This window comes from Stenotrophomonas indicatrix (genome assembly GCA_041545745.1).
Taxonomy (GTDB): Bacteria; Pseudomonadota; Gammaproteobacteria; order Xanthomonadales; family Xanthomonadaceae; genus Stenotrophomonas; species Stenotrophomonas indicatrix_A.
Window position 1 is genome coordinate 3,607,148 of record CP168152.1, and the last position, 16,318, is coordinate 3,623,465.

General features: G+C 64.1%; 12 protein-coding genes. 6 read left to right on the forward strand and 6 right to left on the reverse strand.

Annotated elements, in window-relative coordinates:
* Nucleotides 1-19: 19 nt before the first annotated feature.
* Nucleotides 20-1,219 carry a lipase family protein gene (locus ACEF39_RS16460; RefSeq protein WP_500285832.1) on the forward strand — a complete coding sequence of 400 codons (1,200 nt, stop codon included), beginning with the start codon at nucleotides 20-22 and terminating at the stop codon, nucleotides 1,217-1,219.
* A gap of 99 nt (nucleotides 1,220-1,318) precedes the next feature.
* On the opposite strand, the gene ACEF39_RS16465 is transcribed toward ACEF39_RS16460, so the two are convergent.
* The 3 genes from ACEF39_RS16465 to sucC form a co-directional block, all read right to left on the reverse strand.
* Nucleotides 1,319-2,953 (reverse strand): NAD+ synthase, encoded by a 1,635-nt coding sequence (locus ACEF39_RS16465; RefSeq protein ID WP_500285833.1) that lies wholly within the window; start codon nucleotides 2,951-2,953, stop codon nucleotides 1,319-1,321.
* A gap of 182 nt (nucleotides 2,954-3,135) precedes the next feature.
* Nucleotides 3,136-4,011, reverse strand: a complete 876-nt coding sequence (sucD, locus tag ACEF39_RS16470; RefSeq protein WP_017356169.1) for a succinate--CoA ligase subunit alpha — start codon at nucleotides 4,009-4,011, stop codon at nucleotides 3,136-3,138.
* Nucleotides 4,012-4,032: 21 nt separating this feature from the next.
* Nucleotides 4,033-5,202: an ADP-forming succinate--CoA ligase subunit beta gene (gene sucC / locus ACEF39_RS16475; RefSeq protein WP_093818751.1), complete on the reverse strand. Its 1,170-nt coding sequence runs from the start codon at nucleotides 5,200-5,202 to the stop codon at nucleotides 4,033-4,035.
* A 377-nt stretch (nucleotides 5,203-5,579) separates the two neighbouring features.
* Between sucC and ACEF39_RS16480 the strand changes: the two genes are divergently transcribed.
* Entirely contained in the window at nucleotides 5,580-7,193 is a 1,614-nt protein-coding gene (locus ACEF39_RS16480) for a sensor histidine kinase (protein WP_500285834.1), read from the forward strand.
* Between the two features lie 54 nt (nucleotides 7,194-7,247).
* Complete coding sequence (locus ACEF39_RS16485) at nucleotides 7,248-8,621, forward strand: sigma-54-dependent transcriptional regulator (RefSeq protein WP_500285835.1); 1,374 nt, start codon at nucleotides 7,248-7,250, stop codon at nucleotides 8,619-8,621.
* 303 nt (nucleotides 8,622-8,924) lie between these two features.
* Here the strand turns inward: ACEF39_RS16485 and pilB are convergent, their stop codons facing one another.
* Nucleotides 8,925-10,652 (reverse strand): type IV-A pilus assembly ATPase PilB, encoded by a 1,728-nt coding sequence (pilB, locus tag ACEF39_RS16490; RefSeq protein ID WP_500285836.1) that lies wholly within the window; start codon nucleotides 10,650-10,652, stop codon nucleotides 8,925-8,927.
* 345 nt (nucleotides 10,653-10,997) lie between these two features.
* Between pilB and ACEF39_RS16495 the strand changes: the two genes are divergently transcribed.
* Genes ACEF39_RS16495 through ACEF39_RS16505 form a run of 3 tightly spaced genes read left to right on the forward strand, consistent with a single transcriptional unit; the run spans nucleotide 10,998 to nucleotide 14,336 of the window.
* Nucleotides 10,998-11,870, forward strand: coding sequence for a glycosyltransferase family 2 protein (locus ACEF39_RS16495; protein WP_500285837.1), 873 nt, complete (start codon nucleotides 10,998-11,000; stop codon nucleotides 11,868-11,870).
* Nucleotides 11,867-13,096, forward strand: coding sequence for a glycosyltransferase (locus ACEF39_RS16500; RefSeq protein ID WP_500285838.1), 1,230 nt, complete (start codon nucleotides 11,867-11,869; stop codon nucleotides 13,094-13,096). Before ACEF39_RS16495 ends, ACEF39_RS16500 begins: the two co-directional genes overlap by 4 nt.
* Nucleotides 13,086-14,336 (forward strand): lipopolysaccharide biosynthesis protein, encoded by a 1,251-nt coding sequence (locus tag ACEF39_RS16505; RefSeq protein WP_500285839.1) that lies wholly within the window; start codon nucleotides 13,086-13,088, stop codon nucleotides 14,334-14,336. Before ACEF39_RS16500 ends, ACEF39_RS16505 begins: the two co-directional genes overlap by 11 nt.
* On the opposite strand, the gene ACEF39_RS16510 is transcribed toward ACEF39_RS16505, so the two are convergent.
* A complete protein-coding gene (locus tag ACEF39_RS16510; protein ID WP_500285840.1) occupies nucleotides 14,299-15,414 on the reverse strand; it encodes a glycosyltransferase in 1,116 nt (371 codons plus the stop codon). The genes ACEF39_RS16505 and ACEF39_RS16510 overlap by 38 nt on opposite strands.
* Nucleotides 15,411-16,232, reverse strand: a complete 822-nt coding sequence (locus ACEF39_RS16515) for an FkbM family methyltransferase (RefSeq protein ID WP_500285841.1) — start codon at nucleotides 16,230-16,232, stop codon at nucleotides 15,411-15,413. The genes ACEF39_RS16510 and ACEF39_RS16515 overlap by 4 nt, the downstream gene beginning before the upstream one ends.
* Between the last annotated feature and the right edge of the window lie 86 nt (nucleotides 16,233-16,318).

Consider the following 16,318-nt stretch of genomic DNA (forward strand, 5'->3'; position numbering starts at 1 on the left):
GGCCTGCATGGAGCGCCACATGTCCTCATTGCCCCAGCGGTTCCGACCCCGCCCGACCCTGCTGGTCACGGCCCTGCTCGCGCTGGCCGCCAGCCCACTTGCTGCCCTCGCAGCGGAGCCGGGTGACCTGCTCTCAGCCTCGCCCTACCGTGCCAGCTGGGTGCCCTCCAAGGCTGCCCAGGCCTACAAGCTGGCCTACCGCACCCCCGATCATCACGGTCGCCTGGCCCAGGCCACCGGGCTGGTCTACCTGCCCGCCGGGCCTGCGCCGGCAGGCGGCTGGCCGGTGGTGTCCTGGGCACATGGCACCCAGGGCATCGCCGACCACTGCGCGCCATCGGTATCGGGCCCCTATCAGCCCGAGCGCGATGGCCGCTTCCTCGACCAGTTCCTGGCACAGGGCTATGCCGTCGTTGCCGCCGATTACCAAGGCCTGGGCAGCCCGGGTGACCATGCCTACCTGCACGTGCGTACCTCCGCGCGCAACGCCATCGATCTCATCAAGGCCGGCCGCCATTTCCTCGGCACTGCCACGCTGTCGCCGCGATGGGTCTCTGTGGGCCACTCGCAGGGCGGCGCCGCCGCACTCACTGCCGGCCATCTGGCACCGTCGTATGGGCCCTCGCTGCAATACCGCGGCAGTTTCACCACCGGCACGCCCACGGCCGTCGAACTGACCGCGCTGGTGATGAAGCCCGACAACCGCGCACCGAATCCCGGGGCGGTCAACGCCTATCACGCCTACCTGCTCGATGGCCTGCTGCAGGTGGAGCCGCGCATCGCGCAGGTGCTCAGCGATGAAGGCCATGCACGGGTTGCGCTGGCGCGCCAGCAGTGCCTGGGCCCGCTGGCGGCCAGCCTGGAAGGTGCGAACACGGGAGAAATGTTCAGCGCGCCGTTGACCTCGGTACCGGGCGTCTGGGCACTGCTGCATGACTATCTGGGTGTGCCACGGCGGGGCTTCAGCCAACCGTTGATGCTGGGCCACGGCAGCCAGGATCGCGACGTGCCCTATCTCACCACCCTGCTGTATGCCGTCGGCCTGGCCCTGCGCGGTGAACCGGTGGCATTCCGCCGATACCCGGTCGACCATCGCGGCACGCTCGACGCAGCGGCGGCCGATGGTCTGGCATTCGTTCGTGCGCGGCTGGGGAATAGCCATTTCGACGAAGCCATCGAAACCGCCGGCCTAGAGCAGCTGCTCAACGAAGCCCAGTAGATCCACGCCATGCGTGGATGGGCGGTACACCCGGTTGCCGGCCAGCGGCCGGCACTACCTATCGTTTGGTAGCGCCGGGCCATGCCCGGCGACCGGCCCTCAGCGCTTGTAACCGTTGCTGATCGGGTAGCGGCGCTCACGCCCGAACGCGCGGCGCGAGACCTTCGGGCCTGGCGCGGCCTGGTGGCGCTTCCACTCGCTGATGCGCACCAGCCGCAGCACACGATCCACCACCGCCGCGTCATAGCCTGCAGCGACGATCTCCGTGCGCGACTGCTCCTGGTCGATGTAGCGGTACAGGATGCCATCCAGCACGTCGTAGGCCGGCAGCGAATCCTGGTCGGTCTGGTTTTCGCGCAGTTCGGCCGAGGGCGGGCGGCTGATCACCGCCGGCGGGATCACCGGCGCACCGCCAACGGTGTTGCGCCACTTGGACAGGCCGAACACCTCGGTCTTGTACAGGTCCTTCAGCGGCGCGTAGCCGCCGCACATATCGCCATAGATGGTGGCGTAGCCGACCGCGTACTCGCTCTTGTTGCCGGTGGTCAGCAGCAGGCCACCGAATTTGTTGGCCAGTGCCATCAGGATCACGCCACGGCTGCGCGACTGCAGGTTCTCCTCGGTCACATCCGGCGTGGTGCCCTCGAACATCGGCGCCAGCGCCTGCATCAGGCCCTGGAACGCCGGCTCGATGGAAACGGCTTCCAGCTTCACGCCCAGCGCCTCGCACTGCTCGGCGGCCAGGTCGTTGGACATGCCGGCGGTATAGCGCGACGGCAGGCGCACCGCCGTCACGTTCTCCGCGCCCAGCGCATCGACCGCCATGGCCAGCACGATCGCCGAGTCGATGCCACCGGACAGACCCAGCCACACCTTCTTGAAGCCGTTCTTGCTGCAGTAGTCCTGGATGCCGCGGGTCACCGCGCGCCAGGCCAGCGCATCCATGCTCTCGTCGCCGTCGTCCATCCATACCTGCGGCAGGAAGCGGCGGGTAGCGCCGTCGTAGTCCACCACCAGCCACTGGTCGACGAAGGCCGCCGCGGCCGGGTGCACCGTGCCATCGCCATCGGCCACCACCGATGCACCATCGAACACCAGCGCATCCTGGCCGCCCACAACGTTGAGGTAGGCGATGGCCGCGCCGCTTTCGCGGGTACGTGCAGCCAGCACAGCGTCACGCTGGGCATGCTTGCCGCGCTCGTACGGCGAAGCGTTGGGTACTACCACCAGCTGCGCACCGGCACGCACCGTATCGGCCAGCGGCTCGGCGAACCACAGGTCTTCGCAGACCAGCAAACCAACCGGAATGCCATCAACCTCGAACACGCAGCTGCCACCGTCCGGGTCGACATCGAAGTAGCGGCGCTCGTCGAACACCGCGTAATTGGGCAGTTCGCGCTTGCGGTAGGTCTGCTCCACCAGGCCATCGCGCAGCACGCTGGCCGCGTTGTAGACCACCGCACCGGCGGCCTGCGGCCAACCGACCACGGCGGTGATGCCACGGCACGCCGCCGCAATGCGGGTCATCGCCTGCTCGCACTCGTACAGGAAACCCGGCCGCAGCAGCAGGTCCTCCGGCGGATAGCCGCTGACTGCCAGCTCGGGGAACATCACCAGCCCGGCGCCGTACTCGTCGCGCGCCTGACCGATCATCTCGATGATGCGCTCTGTGTTGCCGGCGACATCGCCGACCGGGAAGTCGAACTGCGCCATCGCGATGCGGATCGAAGCCATTGGAATCCAGCCTGTGGTTGCAATGCCGCCATTGTAACGCTGGGGTCAGATCCCTTTTGCATGGCAAAAGAGATCTGACCCCATTGCAGACGCAGAAAGGCCGCCCGGAGGCGGCCTTTCTGTTTCAGACAGCCGGCCAGCGGCCGGCTCTACAAACACGTAGCCGCTGCGCGGCTGCGGTCTTATTTCACCAGCTTGGCGATGGCAGCGCCCAGGTCGCCCGGCGAACGCACGGTGACGACGCCAGCAGCTTCCATGGCAGCAAACTTGCCTTCGGCAGTGCCCTTGCCGCCCGATGCGATCGCACCGGCGTGGCCCATGCGCTTGCCGGCCGGAGCCGAAGCACCCGCGATGAAACCGACGACCGGCTTCTTCACGTGGTTCTTGATGTACTCGGCACCGGCTTCTTCAGCGTCGCCGCCGATTTCGCCGACCATGATGATGCCTTCGGTCTGCGGGTCTTCGTTGAACAGCTTCAGGCAGTCGACGAAGTTCAGGCCGTTGATCGGGTCACCACCGATGCCGATGCAGGTGGACTGGCCCAGGCCGACTTCGGTGGTCTGCTTGACGGCTTCATAGGTCAAGGTGCCCGAACGCGACACGATGCCGATCTTGCCCGGCTTGTGGATGTGGCCCGGCATGATGCCGATCTTGCACTCACCCGGGGTGATGACGCCCGGGCAGTTCGGCCCGATCAGCACGGTGTCCGGATGCGAACGGGTCAGCACGTTCTTGACGCGCAGCATATCCAGCACCGGGATGCCTTCGGTGATGCAGACGATGACCTTGATGCCGGCAGCAGCGGCTTCCAGGATCGCGTCAGCCGCGTACGGCGGCGGCACGTAGATGACCGAAGCGTTGGCGCCGGTGCTCTGCACGGCGTCGGCAACGGTATTGAAGACCGGCAGGTCGATATGGGTGGTGCCACCCTTGCCCGGGGTCACGCCGCCAACAACCTGGGTGCCGTACTCGATCATCTGAGTGGCGTGGAAGGTGCCCTGCTGGCCGGTGAAGCCCTGCACGATCACCTTGGTGTTCTTATTGATCAAAACTGACATTGGATTTCCTTCGGTGTCGGATCAGGCGGCGTTCTTGACAGCTTCGACGACCTTCTTGGCACCGTCGTTGATGTTGTCGGCCGGGATGATGGCCATGCCGCTGTCACGCAGCAGCTGCTTGCCTTCTTCCACGTTGGTGCCTTCCAGACGCACCACGACCGGAACCTTGACGCCCACTTCCTTCACGGCGGCGATGATGCCTTCGGCAATCATGTCGCAGCGGACGATGCCGCCGAAGATGTTGACGAAGATGCCTTCGACCTTGTCCGAGGACAGGATCAGCTTGAACGCTTCGATGACGCGCTGCTTGTTGGCACCGCCGCCCACGTCCAGGAAGTTCGCCGGCTCGCCGCCGTTGAGCTTGATGACGTCCATGGTGGCCATGGCCAGGCCTGCGCCGTTGACCATGCAGCCGATGTTGCCGTCCATGGTGACGTAGTTGATGTCCAGCTCCGAAGCGATCACTTCGGTCGGATCTTCCTGGGTCTTGTCGCGCATCGCGACCAGGGCCTTCTGGCGGAACGCGGCGTTGTCGTCGCTGTCGAACTTGCCGTCCAGCGCGTACAGGTTGCCGTCGTCCAGGATGGCCAGCGGGTTGATTTCAACCAGCGCCAGGTCCTTTTCGTTGAACAGGCGGTACAGGTTCACCATGATGCTGGCGAACTGGCCGGCCTGCTTGGCGGTCAGGCCCAGCTTGAAGCCAAAATCGCGACCGTGGTAACCCTGCACGCCTTCGACGAAGTCGACGTTCAGCGAGTGGATCAGCTCCGGGGTTTCAGCGGCAACCTGCTCGATCTCCACGCCGCCTTCCGAAGAAGCGATGTAGGTGATGGTCTTGGTGCCACGGTCAACCAGCACCGACAGGTACAGTTCCTTGACGATCTCGCCAGCGGTGGTCACCAGCACCAGATTGACCGGCAGTTCAACGCCCGCGGTCTGGTAGGTGGCCATCTTGGTGCCGAGCATCTTGGCCGCAGCGGCCTTCACGTCGTCGGTGGTCTTGCAGAACTTGACGCCGCCAGCCTTGCCGCGGCCGCCAGCGTGGATCTGCGCCTTGACCATCCAGGGGCCCTGGCCCAGGGAGTTGGCAGCGGCAACAGCTTCGTCCGGGGTCGCAGCGACCTTGCCGGCCGGGACCGGGATGCCGTACTCGGCAAGCAGTTGTTTTGACTGGTATTCGTGGAAATTCATGCGTCACCGTGGGAATAGGAACGACCGCACGCAATTCCTCAGGGCCCCGGCGGGGCGCCGGCATGGACCGCGGCGGGCCCACTATTGTGGCCGAGCCAGCGCCGGGGCGCAAAGAAGTATGGACAAAAGGCCGGAACCGGCCAGATTTCCACGGTCATTCAGGTAGTTGCGGCACGGCCCGGCTCGCCGCCCAAAGGCGGGCCCGGGTCGATTGCGCAGCCCAGCCCGGTACAGGCGCCCTATACTGGCCCCGTAAATTCGAGCCCACGGTGCCGGCAACCGGGCAGCGAGCAGATCCGACGATCGGGGGACGTCGGGAAGGTTCGGCCCACCGCCGGCATGATCCAGTTCCAGGCAGCCAGAAGGGGAGTTCCGGCGTGTCACCCAGTGCTTCATTGATCGACCGCATCGAATCGATACCGCGGCGCGAGCTGTATTTCTTCGCCCTGTACCGGGTGCTGATCGCCTCGGTCATCGCTGCCCTGCTCTACAGCCCGCTGTCGGCCATGGTCGGCGAAGCCCACCACCCGCGCCTGGCCAACGGCGTGGGCGCCGCCTACCTGCTGCTGTCGCTATTGCTGCTGGTGATCGGCCGCAACGAACGCTGGCTTCGGCCCATCGTCGTCGGCGGCGTGCTGCTGGACATCATTGCCGCCAGCCTGCTGGCGCACGCCCTGCCCGGCGCCAGCGCCGGCATCTCGATGTCGCTGCTGTTCAACATCGCCGCCGCTGCCACCCTGCTGCCGCTCAGCTGGGGACTGGTGCTGGCGCTGGCCGCCAGCGTCGCCACCGCCGCCGAATACCTGTGGAAGGTACTGGAAGGCGGCGACCCCACCCGCACCCTGGCCGAACTGGCAATGTTCACCACCAGCTACTTGGCGCTGGCCTTCATCAGCTACCAGGTCGGCAACCGCGCGCGCCGCAACCAGCAGCTGGCCAACCAGCGTGGCGACGAAGTGGCCAACCTGTTCCAGATCAACGAACTGATCATCCGCCGCATGCGTACCGGCGTGGTCGTGGTCGACGCCAACAACCGCATCACCCTGGCCAACGAAGCCGCCTCGATCCTGCTGGGCGACAGTGATGGCAACGGCGAGTCCGGCCGCCTCGACCTGGCCAGCGTCGCCCCCGAACTTGCCCGCCGCCTGCAACGCTGGCGCAACGGCTGGGCGCAGGACGAAATGCCACTGCAGCTCAACCCCGACCAGCCGGAAGTGCAACCGCGCTTCGCCCGCCTGCTGGCCGGCAGCGACCTGGTGCTGGTGTTCCTGGATGACTCCAGCGTGGTTTCGCGCCGCGCCGAATCGCTCACCCTGTCGGCGATGGGACGCTTCTCGGCCAGCCTCGCGCACGAGATCCGCAACCCGCTGGCAGCCATCAACTACGCCGTGCAGCTGCTGGAAGAAGGCACCGGCTTCAACGACAGCGACCGTCGCCTGCTGCAGATCATCCACCAACAGTGCCAACGCACCAACGGCATCGTTGAGAGCGTGCTGGGCCTGGCCCGGCGCGAACGCGCCAATCCGGAAAACGTGGACCTGGCCGCCTTCGTACGCCGCTTCGTGCTGGAGTACAAGCAGGGGCAGACGCTGGAAACCGACAGCATCGAGCCGATCATCAACGACACCTCGGTGCCGGCCCAGGTCGACCCGCGCCACCTGTACCAGGTGCTGACCGTGCTGGTGCACAACGCCCTGAAGTACGGCCGCATCGGCGAGCAACCCGCGCGCGTACGGCTGCGCGTGGCCCAGCACGAACGCAGTGCGGTGATCGACGTGATGGACCGTGGCCCCGGCATTCCCGAAACCGTCGCCGCGCAGCTGTTCCGCCCCTTCTTCACCACCTCCGAGCACGGCACCGGCCTGGGCCTTTATATCGCCCGCGAGCTGTGCAGGGCCAACCAGGCGCGGCTGGATTACATCCCCGTGCCCGCCGGCGGCTCCTGCTTCCGCCTGGTACTGCCCGGCCCGCACACCCTGTTTCCGGACTGATTTCGTGCGTCAAGCATTTGTCGCATTCCACCCCCTCGGCTATCTTTCCCACCCATGAACGAAACCCGCAGCGCCCTCGTCGTCGACGATGAACGCGATATCCGCGAACTGCTGGTGTTGACCCTCGGCCGCATGGGTCTGCGCATCAGCACCGCCGCCAACCTCGCCGAAGCCCGCGAACTGCTGGCCAGCAATCCCTATGACCTGTGCATCACCGACATGCGCCTGCCCGATGGCAACGGCATCGAACTGGTCAGCGAGATCGCCCAGCATTATCCGCGCACGCCGGTGGCGATGATCACCGCCTTCGGCAGCATGGACCTGGCAGTGGAAGCACTGAAGGCGGGCGCGTTCGATTTCGTCAGCAAGCCGGTGGACATCACCGTGCTGCGCGGCCTGGTCAAGCATGCGCTGGAACTCAACAACAGCGAACGCCCCGCTACCGGCCCCGCCGTAGAACAGGCCGCGCGCCTGCTCGGCGAATCACCGGCCATGGACGTGCTGCGCGCCACCATCGGCAAGGTCGCGCGCAGCCAGGCACCGGTCTACATCCTCGGCGAATCCGGGGTGGGCAAGGAACTGGTCGCACGCACCATCCACGCACAGGGTGCACGCGCGGCCGGGCCGTTCGTGCCGGTCAACTGCGGCGCCATCCCCACCGAATTGATGGAGAGCGAGTTCTTCGGCCACCGCAAAGGCAGCTTCACCGGCGCCCATGCCGACAAGCCGGGACTGTTCCAGGCCGCGCACGGTGGCACCCTGTTCCTGGATGAAGTGGCCGAGTTGCCGCTGCAGATGCAGGTGAAGCTGCTGCGTGCGATCCAGGAGAAATCGGTGCGCGCGGTTGGCGCTCCCAGCGAAGAACCGGTGGACGTGCGCATTCTCTCGGCCACCCACAAGGATCTGTCCGAGCTGGTCGAAGACGGGCGTTTCCGCCACGACCTCTACTACCGCATCAATGTGATCGAACTGCGCGTACCGCCACTGCGCGAGCGCCGCCAGGACCTGCCGGCGCTGGCCGCCTCGATCCTGGCGCGACTGGCCCGCAGCCATGGCCGCGCCACCCCGCTGCTGGCGCCCTCGGCGCTGGACGCACTGGCGCAGTACGGCTTCCCCGGCAATGTGCGCGAGTTGGAGAACATCCTGGAACGCGCGCTGGCGCTGGCCGAGGAAGACTGCATCGGTGCTGACGACCTGCGCTTGCCGCAGCATGCACCGCGCTCACCGGGCAGCGCCGCCCATGCCGAAGCCGTGGTCGACCTGCACCCTGGCAGCGCCGCCCTGCCCTCGTACATCGAGCAGCTCGAGCGCAGTGCCATCCAGCGCGCGCTGGAAGAAAACCGCTGGAACAAGACCCGTACCGCGGCGCAGCTGGGCATCACCTTCCGCGCGCTGCGTTACAAGCTGAAGAAGCTGGGGATGGAATAGGTAGTGCCGGCCGCTGGCCGGCAACCTCCTGAACCGCGCATCCACGCATGGCGTGGATCTACTGGACGCTGACCGCACATCCACGCACGGCGTGGATCTACTGGACGCTCTGCGTCGAAGTGGTAGTGCCGGCCGCTGGCCGGCAACCTCATGCACCGTGCATCCACGCATGGCGTGGATCTACTGGTCGCTGGCCGCGCATCCACGCATGGCGTGGATCTACTGGACGCTGACCGCCATCCACGCATGGCGTGGATCTGCTGGGAGCTGACCGCCATCCACGCATGGCGTGGATCTACTGCATCAATCCTTGGTGACGCGATTGATCTCGGCCAGGCTGGTCACACCCGCAGCCGCCTTCTTCAACGCCGACTGCCGCAGGTCATTCACACCGATCGCCTGCGCGGCCTCGGCAATCTGCAGCGCGTTGCCGCCCGCCAGCACGATACTCGCGATCTCGTCGGTCATCGGCATCACCTGGTAGAGACCGGTACGGCCCTTGTAGCCCTCGGTGCATTCATCGCAACCCACCGCCTCATACAGCTCGATGCCCGCGTCCAGCTGCGCCTGGGTGAAGCCCTCGGCCAGCAACGCATGCTCCGGCAGATTGGCCGGGCGCTTGCAGTTCGAACACAGGCGGCGCGCCAGGCGCTGGGCGATCACCAACGTCACCGAACTGGTGATGTTGTACGGCGCAATGCCCATGTTCATCAGGCGCGCGATGGTCTGCGGCGCATCGTTGGTATGCAGCGTGGACAGCACCATGTGGCCGGTCTGCGCAGCCTTGATCGCGATCTCGGCAGTTTCCAGGTCGCGGATTTCGCCGACCATGATGATGTCCGGATCCTGTCGCAGGAACGAGCGCAGCGCCGCGGCAAAGGTCATGCCGCGCTTGTTGTTCTGCTGCACCTGGTTGACGCCCGGCAGGCGGATTTCCACCGGATCTTCCGCGGTGGAAATGTTGCGGGTCTCGTCGTTGAGGATGCCCAGCGCGGTATACAGCGACACCGTCTTGCCCGAACCGGTCGGGCCGGTTACCAGCACCATGCCGTACGGCTTGTGGATGGCGTCCAGGAACAGCTTCTGCTGGTCCGGCTCGTAACCCAGCTTGTCGATGCCCAGCTTGGCCGCGCTGCCATCGAGGATACGCAGCACCACCTTCTCGCCGAACAGGGTGGGCAGCGTACTGACGCGGAAGTCGATCTGACGGGTCTTGGACAGGTTGAGCTTGATGCGCCCATCCTGCGGCACGCGCTTTTCCGCGATATCCAGCTGCGCCATCACCTTCAGGCGCGCAGCGATGCGCTGGTTGAGCTTGTTCGGTGCGCGCGCGACCATCTTCAGCAGGCCGTCGATGCGCAGGCGCACGCGGTAGTCGTCTTCGTAGGGCTCGAAGTGAATATCCGACGCCCCCTTGCGGATGGCATCGATCAGCACCTTGTTGATGAACTTGACCACCGGGGTATCGTCGCCCTTGGCGTCGATGCCACTGTCGGTGCTGGCCATGTCGTCGTCGCCACCGCCAACATCGAGGTTGGCCATGCCGTCATCGTCGCCACTTAGCGCATCGCCCATGGTGTCGTGGCTGGCATGCCACTGCTCCAGCGTGCGACGGATCTGGTCCTCGTCCACCAGGATGGGTTCAACCACCAGATTGGTGTGGAACTTGATCTCGTCCAGCGAGTGGGTGGGGTTGCTGGTGCCGACGAACAGCTTGCCGCCGCGTTTGAACAGCGGCAGCACGTTGTGCTTGCGCAGCAGCTCTTCGCTGACCAGGCTCATCGCGTTCTGGCTGCTGTCGAACGTGGACACGTCGAACAGCGGCATGCCGAATTCCAGCGAATTGGCGGCCGCCAGCTGCGCAGCACCGACCACCTTGTTCTGGGCAAACCAGGTCGGCAGCGGCTGGCGCGCGGCGGTGGCCTTGGCCATGGCATCGCGGGCGGCGACCTCATCCAGCGCGCCGTCCTGGACCAGGCGGCGGGCCAGTCCGGTGATGCCGACGAGGTTGGCAGTGGTAACGGCGTTCATAGAAATCCTTGGCTCATGGGTCTGGCGGTGCGGTGTGCCCTCCAAGGGCACAGCGCGGGGCAGCAGAACCTGTCGCGACCCAACGGCCGACGGCATCGCCAATCCATGAGCAACACAGCCTTGCCCGGCACTCCCAGCCCGGCAGGCACGATCCTGACTCCCCAGGAGATGATAGCGCCGTCAAGGGCCGTTCAACATCCCATCGGACCACATGTTTGGAACCCGTCGCGCTCATACCCCCCAGTCAGTCCTGCGAATCCTCTCCCCCTACGCGTCCGTGCACTTCCTGCCCCATTCATACATCGTAGCGGAGTAACATTGCGCTGGGGAAAATGGGGACACACCTTGAATCAGCTCAGCATCATCCTGCCGGCCAAGAATGAAGCCGAAGGCCTTCTTCGCACGCTGCCGACGCTTCGTCAGCACTACCCGCATGCGGAGATCATCGTCGTCGATGACGGTTCAACCGATGCCACGGCAATCATTGCCCGCGAACAGGGCGCCCAGGTCCTTTCCAGCCCTTACTCAATGGGCAATGGCGCATCGATCAAGCGTGGCGCACGCGCCGCCAGCGGAGACATCCTGGTGTTCATGGACGCCGATGGTCAACATGATCCGGCCCACATCCGTGCCTTGCTGGACAAGCTGGCTGAGGGCTACGACATGGTCGTTGGTGCGCGCGACAGCAGCGGCCAAGCCAACGTTCATCGCGGATTGGCCAATCGCTTCTACAACTGGCTGGCCAGCCACATGACTGGCTTCAAGGTAATGGACCTCACCTCAGGCTTCCGTGCGGTACGCGCAGGACGGTTCCGTGAGTTCCTGCATCTGCTGCCCAATGGGTTCAGCTACCCGACAACCAGCACCATGGCCTTCTTCCGAAGCGCCTATCCTGTTGCCTATGTGCCGATACCCGTCGCGAAACGTGTGGGCAACGGCAGCCATATCCGACCGATCAAGGACGGCATCCGCTTCCTGCTGATCATCTTCAAGATCGCCACCCTGTATTCCCCATTGAAGCTGTTCGCCCCGGTAGCACTGGCGTTCTTCATGCTGGGCCTGGGCTACTATGGATACACGTTCGCGACCATGCACCGCTTCACCAACATGAGCACGTTGCTGTTCAGCGCATCGGTGATCATCTTCCTGATCGGATTGGTGTCGGAACAGATCACGGGTCTTACCTACTTGGCATCGCGGAAGGACTCACAGCCGTGACAGAGGCTGACGTACAGGCTGCAGCCCTTCCGGGATTGCTGGTTGTTGCGTCCACCTATCCGCGCTGGGCTGGCGATCCCGAACCTGGGTTCGTACACGCTTTGAGCCAACGCCTGACCAGTGACTTCGAAGTCACGGTGCTATGCCCCCATGCCCCGGGCGCGGTCACCCGCGAGCGACTGGATGGAGTCCAGGTCATTCGCTATCGATACGCGCCCGAGGCAATGGAACAGCTGGTTAATGGTGGAGGCATCACTTCCAACCTCCGCCGCCGCCCATGGACGTTGGCGCTGGTACCCACCTTTCTTCTGGCCCAATGGTGGGCCATGCGGCGCGAATTGCAGCGTCATCGCCATCGGGTCCTGCATGTCCATTGGATCATTCCTCAGGGTCTTGCCAGTGCTCTGTTGCCGAAACGGCTCCGCCCTCCGATGTTGATGACCTCCCACGGGGGCGATCTCTTTTCACTGCGCGCGCCATTGTTCCAGGCCATGAAGCGCTTTGCCCTCGCTCGGGCCCAAGCGGCCAGTGTCGTCAGTCAAGCGATGGTGGCGCCCTTGCGCGCCCTTGCGGCGGACCTGCCCTTGTCAGTTTCACCCATGGGCGTGGATCTTCAGCACCGCTTCGTCCCCTCCCCACTGGAACGCGCGCGTGACGAACTGCTTTTCGTCGGGAGGCTGGTCGAGAAGAAGGGCTTGGCGTACCTGATTGATGCCCTGCCAACGGTCCTGGCTCGCCATTCCCGGGTCACGCTCACCGTCATCGGGCATGGGCCAGAACTCCCTGCACGGGAATCTCAAGTGGCAGCACTGGGCCTGCAACAGCACGTCCGCTTCATGGGCCCTGTGTCACAGAGCGCGCTGCCGGCCTACTACCAACGCGCAACAACGCTAGTGGCTCCTTTCATCGAAGCCCGAGACGGAGATCAGGAAGGGCTCGGATTGGTTACCGTGGAAGCGCTGGGTTGCGGATGCCCCGTCGTCACCACAGACGTGCCTGCGGTGCGTGACGCATTCCCAGGTGGTCCACCCCGCTACCTGGCCACGCAGCGATCCGCGGATGCGCTGGCGAAAGTTCTGATCGAGTTGCTCGACGCGCCAGAGCAGGCGCAAGCGTGGGCGCAAACGCAACGGCCCGCGCTGGTAGCCCGCTTCGACCATGCACGGGTCGCTGCAGACTATGCGAAGCAACTGAGAGCCATCATGGAGACGCCCGGTGTCCGCTAGGCTGCCGCGCCTTGGCAACCTGGCCAGAACCTCAATTTTGGTGATGTTCTGGCAGGGCGTGCGGATGTCATGTCTGGCCGCGTGGATCATCCTCGGCGCCCGCGTATTGGGAGCAAACAACTACGGCCTGTTCTCCGGCACGATTGGCACCGCGTCAGCGCTTGCCGGTCTGGTTGGGCTCGGTGGCGGCATGCTGATGTATCAATACAGCACTGCAGACCACACGCAGTTCCCCCGCTATTGGAAGCAAAGTCTATTGCTCTGCGTGCTGAGTGCAGTACCGCTTTCCTTGTCCTTTCTGCTTTTGACCGCAGGCCTGCTGTCATGGCCCGCACTCTGCCTGATCGCGCTTTCGGAAATCATCTCATTCCCGATCATTACCAATGCGGCATTTGCCTTCTCGGCCCATGATCGCATGGGTTGGGCAGCTGCCCTTCCCGCATTGAACGCAGCCTCGAGGCTTGCTGCGATATGCATCTTCGGCCTTTTGCCGGTCGACCACGATCTGACGGTCTATCTGACGTTGCATCTGGTCTCTTCGGCATGCAGCGCGGTGCTAGCCTTGATACTGGTACGGGGCATATTGCATCCCGACCCAGCGAGCATGCACATCGAAAGCAGCGACTTGCTGCATGGCACGGGACACGCCGCCGCATGGAGCTCTGCTGTTGCGGTAACCACGCTGGACAAGTCCTTCGTCCTGCATGCAGGCGGAAGCGAGATTGCCGGCTTGTACGCCGCGTGTTATCGCATCGCGGCAGTGATTGCGATGCCACTCGATGCAATGGTCATGTCGGCAATGCCACACTTGTTCCGGGCGCAACGAATGACCCCCCAGTATCGCCGCTTGATCATTTCAATGATTCTGGCCGCGACAGGGTATGGCACGCTGGGAGGCGTCGTGCTGTGGTGTGCCGCCAGCACCCTGCCCTCTCTACTCGGCATGGAATTTTCCGCTGCCATCGCGGGCCTGCAATGGATGGGCCTGTTCGTTATCGGTTACAGCCTGCGACAGATCGCCTGCAATGTCCTGATTGGACGCGGCATGAAAATTCACCGATTCGTCATCGAGGCTCTCGGGCTGGTGATCATGGCGATGATCGCCGCCGCGCGGGTTCCTACGCACGGCCTGTTGGGAGCGGTTTGGATGATCATCATCGCCGAAACACTGATGGCAGCGGCCGCGTGGCTGACGGTGATTTTCAGTCCTGGTCGTGAAGTCGCGCACTTGCCGAGCTGAAAACCTCGAGATACGCCTCGCACGCTACGTCGACGGAAAATGCCCTGCTGCGTTCGCGGAGAGTTTCAACCTCCACCCGCAGCCTTCCATCCAGTACATTCCGCATGGCCGCGGCCAATGCAGAGGCATCTCCCACAGGCACCAGTTGACCGAACTGACCTCCCCCCAGAACTTCCGAAGGGCCGTGCGGACAATCGGTAGCAATCACCTGCACTCCGCAACTCATGGCCTCGACCAGCACGTTGCCAAACCCCTCGTAGTCTGACGGCAACACCAGCGCTGTGCTTCGAACCATCCAGGGCAGCACATCCTCCACTCGCCCTGGCAGCGCACAGTCGCTCTGAAAACTGCTCCCCTCAATCCATCGTGCCACACGCACGCCTTCCTGCCCCTGCCCCAGTACGAGCAAACGAGCCCGATGGGTGACTCGCACCTGCTGAAATGCCTCCCAAAGAAGATCCAAGCGCTTCTCCGCTGAAAGGCGCCCCGCGTAGACAAAAACCGGGACACCGTCGTCCGGGAACGGCCACGCCTGCGATGCGAGATTTGCCGACACCTTGTCCGTATGGATCAACGGATTGTGGATCACCCGTATTCCGGCAAGAGGGAGCCCGAGCTCATCCGCCATATCAGCCGCCAAGGCCCCAGAAACAGCAACCAGTCCTTGGGACCGCGCCACCATCGCGCGCATCGCCCCACGAATCAACTCCAGCTTGAACCTGGTGAATCCGCGCGCCCGCCGTCTTGGTCCTGACAGGGAAAGATGCTGGGCCACAACGATTGCCGTGGAAGGATAGAGGAGACGACGCCACAATGTGACCCATACCGCAATGTCATTGGAGGTCGTGACCACAACCTGCGGCCGCTCGCGTCGAATGCGCCACGGGAGTCTCAGAAGTAGCTGCCAGGCGCCACGGCGAGCAATGAATTCAACCTCGCGACTGCCTCCGGGCCCACCGAGGTCACGACCTGCAACGATACGGACCGCATGCCCCAGCTCGATGAAGCGGCGCGACAGATTCAGTTGCACGCGCTCCAGGCCACCCGCTTCCCAGCGACTGGTCAGCAGCCAGATCATGCAACCTCCCAGGCTCGAACCGATCCTGCGATGCAAATCACATCCTGATAATCACGCAGATCCTCGACGTCGATCCGAACCAAGCGTCCCATCGACTCCAGGCGATGGAATCGATAGCCCAATGGCGACAACAGCTCCAGGATCTCTCGACTTTGGTATCCCGCCGCCAGGCTGGAATGCTCCTGCACTTCTACCGCAATCACCGGCAGAAAGCGCCGTAGGGTTTCAATCCCACCTTGCAGGCAGGGCAGCTCACCGCCTTCGATGTCGACCTTCAATAGGTCCAACCGTGACAGACCGACACGCTGAGCAAGTTCGTCCAGTGTGGTGATGTCGACCATTTCAATGCATTGGTCGACGCCGTCGGTTCCATGCAGGCTCCCAAGTCCCTGATTGACTTCATTCAAATCGTGCTGCCCGCAGGATGCATAGATCGCCTGCCGGCCAGCCTGTCCCGCCAGACCTTGCTGATGGATCTGCACTACGCCCTGCAGCCCATTACGGCTTACGTTCAACCGCAATTCGTCAGCAATTCCGGCAATTGGCTCCAATGCGACGACCCGGCCCGTGCTGCCCACACGATTCGCACAGACCAGGCTGATCTCCCCAATGTTTGCCCCCACATCGACCACGATCATGCCCGGCTCAAGGAGGCGGTCGAGGAGGGAGACCAGGCGAAGGTTGTAGTAATCCATCCAGAACATACGACGCTGCATATGTTCGGCCAGATCCAGGGTCATCATGAACCGGCCATCGAAGTCGCGTATGGTCTGCCGCCCTTGGGCGTGACGGAACAGGCGACGCAGGGTGCTCTGCACCCAACCCGGCCGCTCCCCAAGGCGGAGCTGATTACCCATCCGTCTCAGCGCTGTTGCAAATCCCATAACCCACCTCGTAGGTGACT

What these genes read in the sequence shown, in the direction of transcription:
- ACEF39_RS16460 (WP_500285832.1), top strand. Translation starts at nt 20, where the DNA reads ATGTCCTCATTGCCCCAGCGGTTCCGACCCCGCCCGACCCTGCTGGTC.
- ACEF39_RS16465 (WP_500285833.1), bottom strand. Translation starts at nt 2,953, where the DNA reads ATGGCTTCGATCCGCATCGCGATGGCGCAGTTCGACTTCCCGGTCGGC.
- sucD (WP_017356169.1), bottom strand. Translation starts at nt 4,011, where the DNA reads ATGTCAGTTTTGATCAATAAGAACACCAAGGTGATCGTGCAGGGCTTC.
- sucC (WP_093818751.1), bottom strand. Translation starts at nt 5,202, where the DNA reads ATGAATTTCCACGAATACCAGTCAAAACAACTGCTTGCCGAGTACGGC.
- ACEF39_RS16485 (WP_500285835.1), top strand. Translation starts at nt 7,248, where the DNA reads ATGAACGAAACCCGCAGCGCCCTCGTCGTCGACGATGAACGCGATATC.
- pilB (WP_500285836.1), bottom strand. Translation starts at nt 10,652, where the DNA reads ATGAACGCCGTTACCACTGCCAACCTCGTCGGCATCACCGGACTGGCC.
- ACEF39_RS16510 (WP_500285840.1), bottom strand. Translation starts at nt 15,414, where the DNA reads ATGATCTGGCTGCTGACCAGTCGCTGGGAAGCGGGTGGCCTGGAGCGC.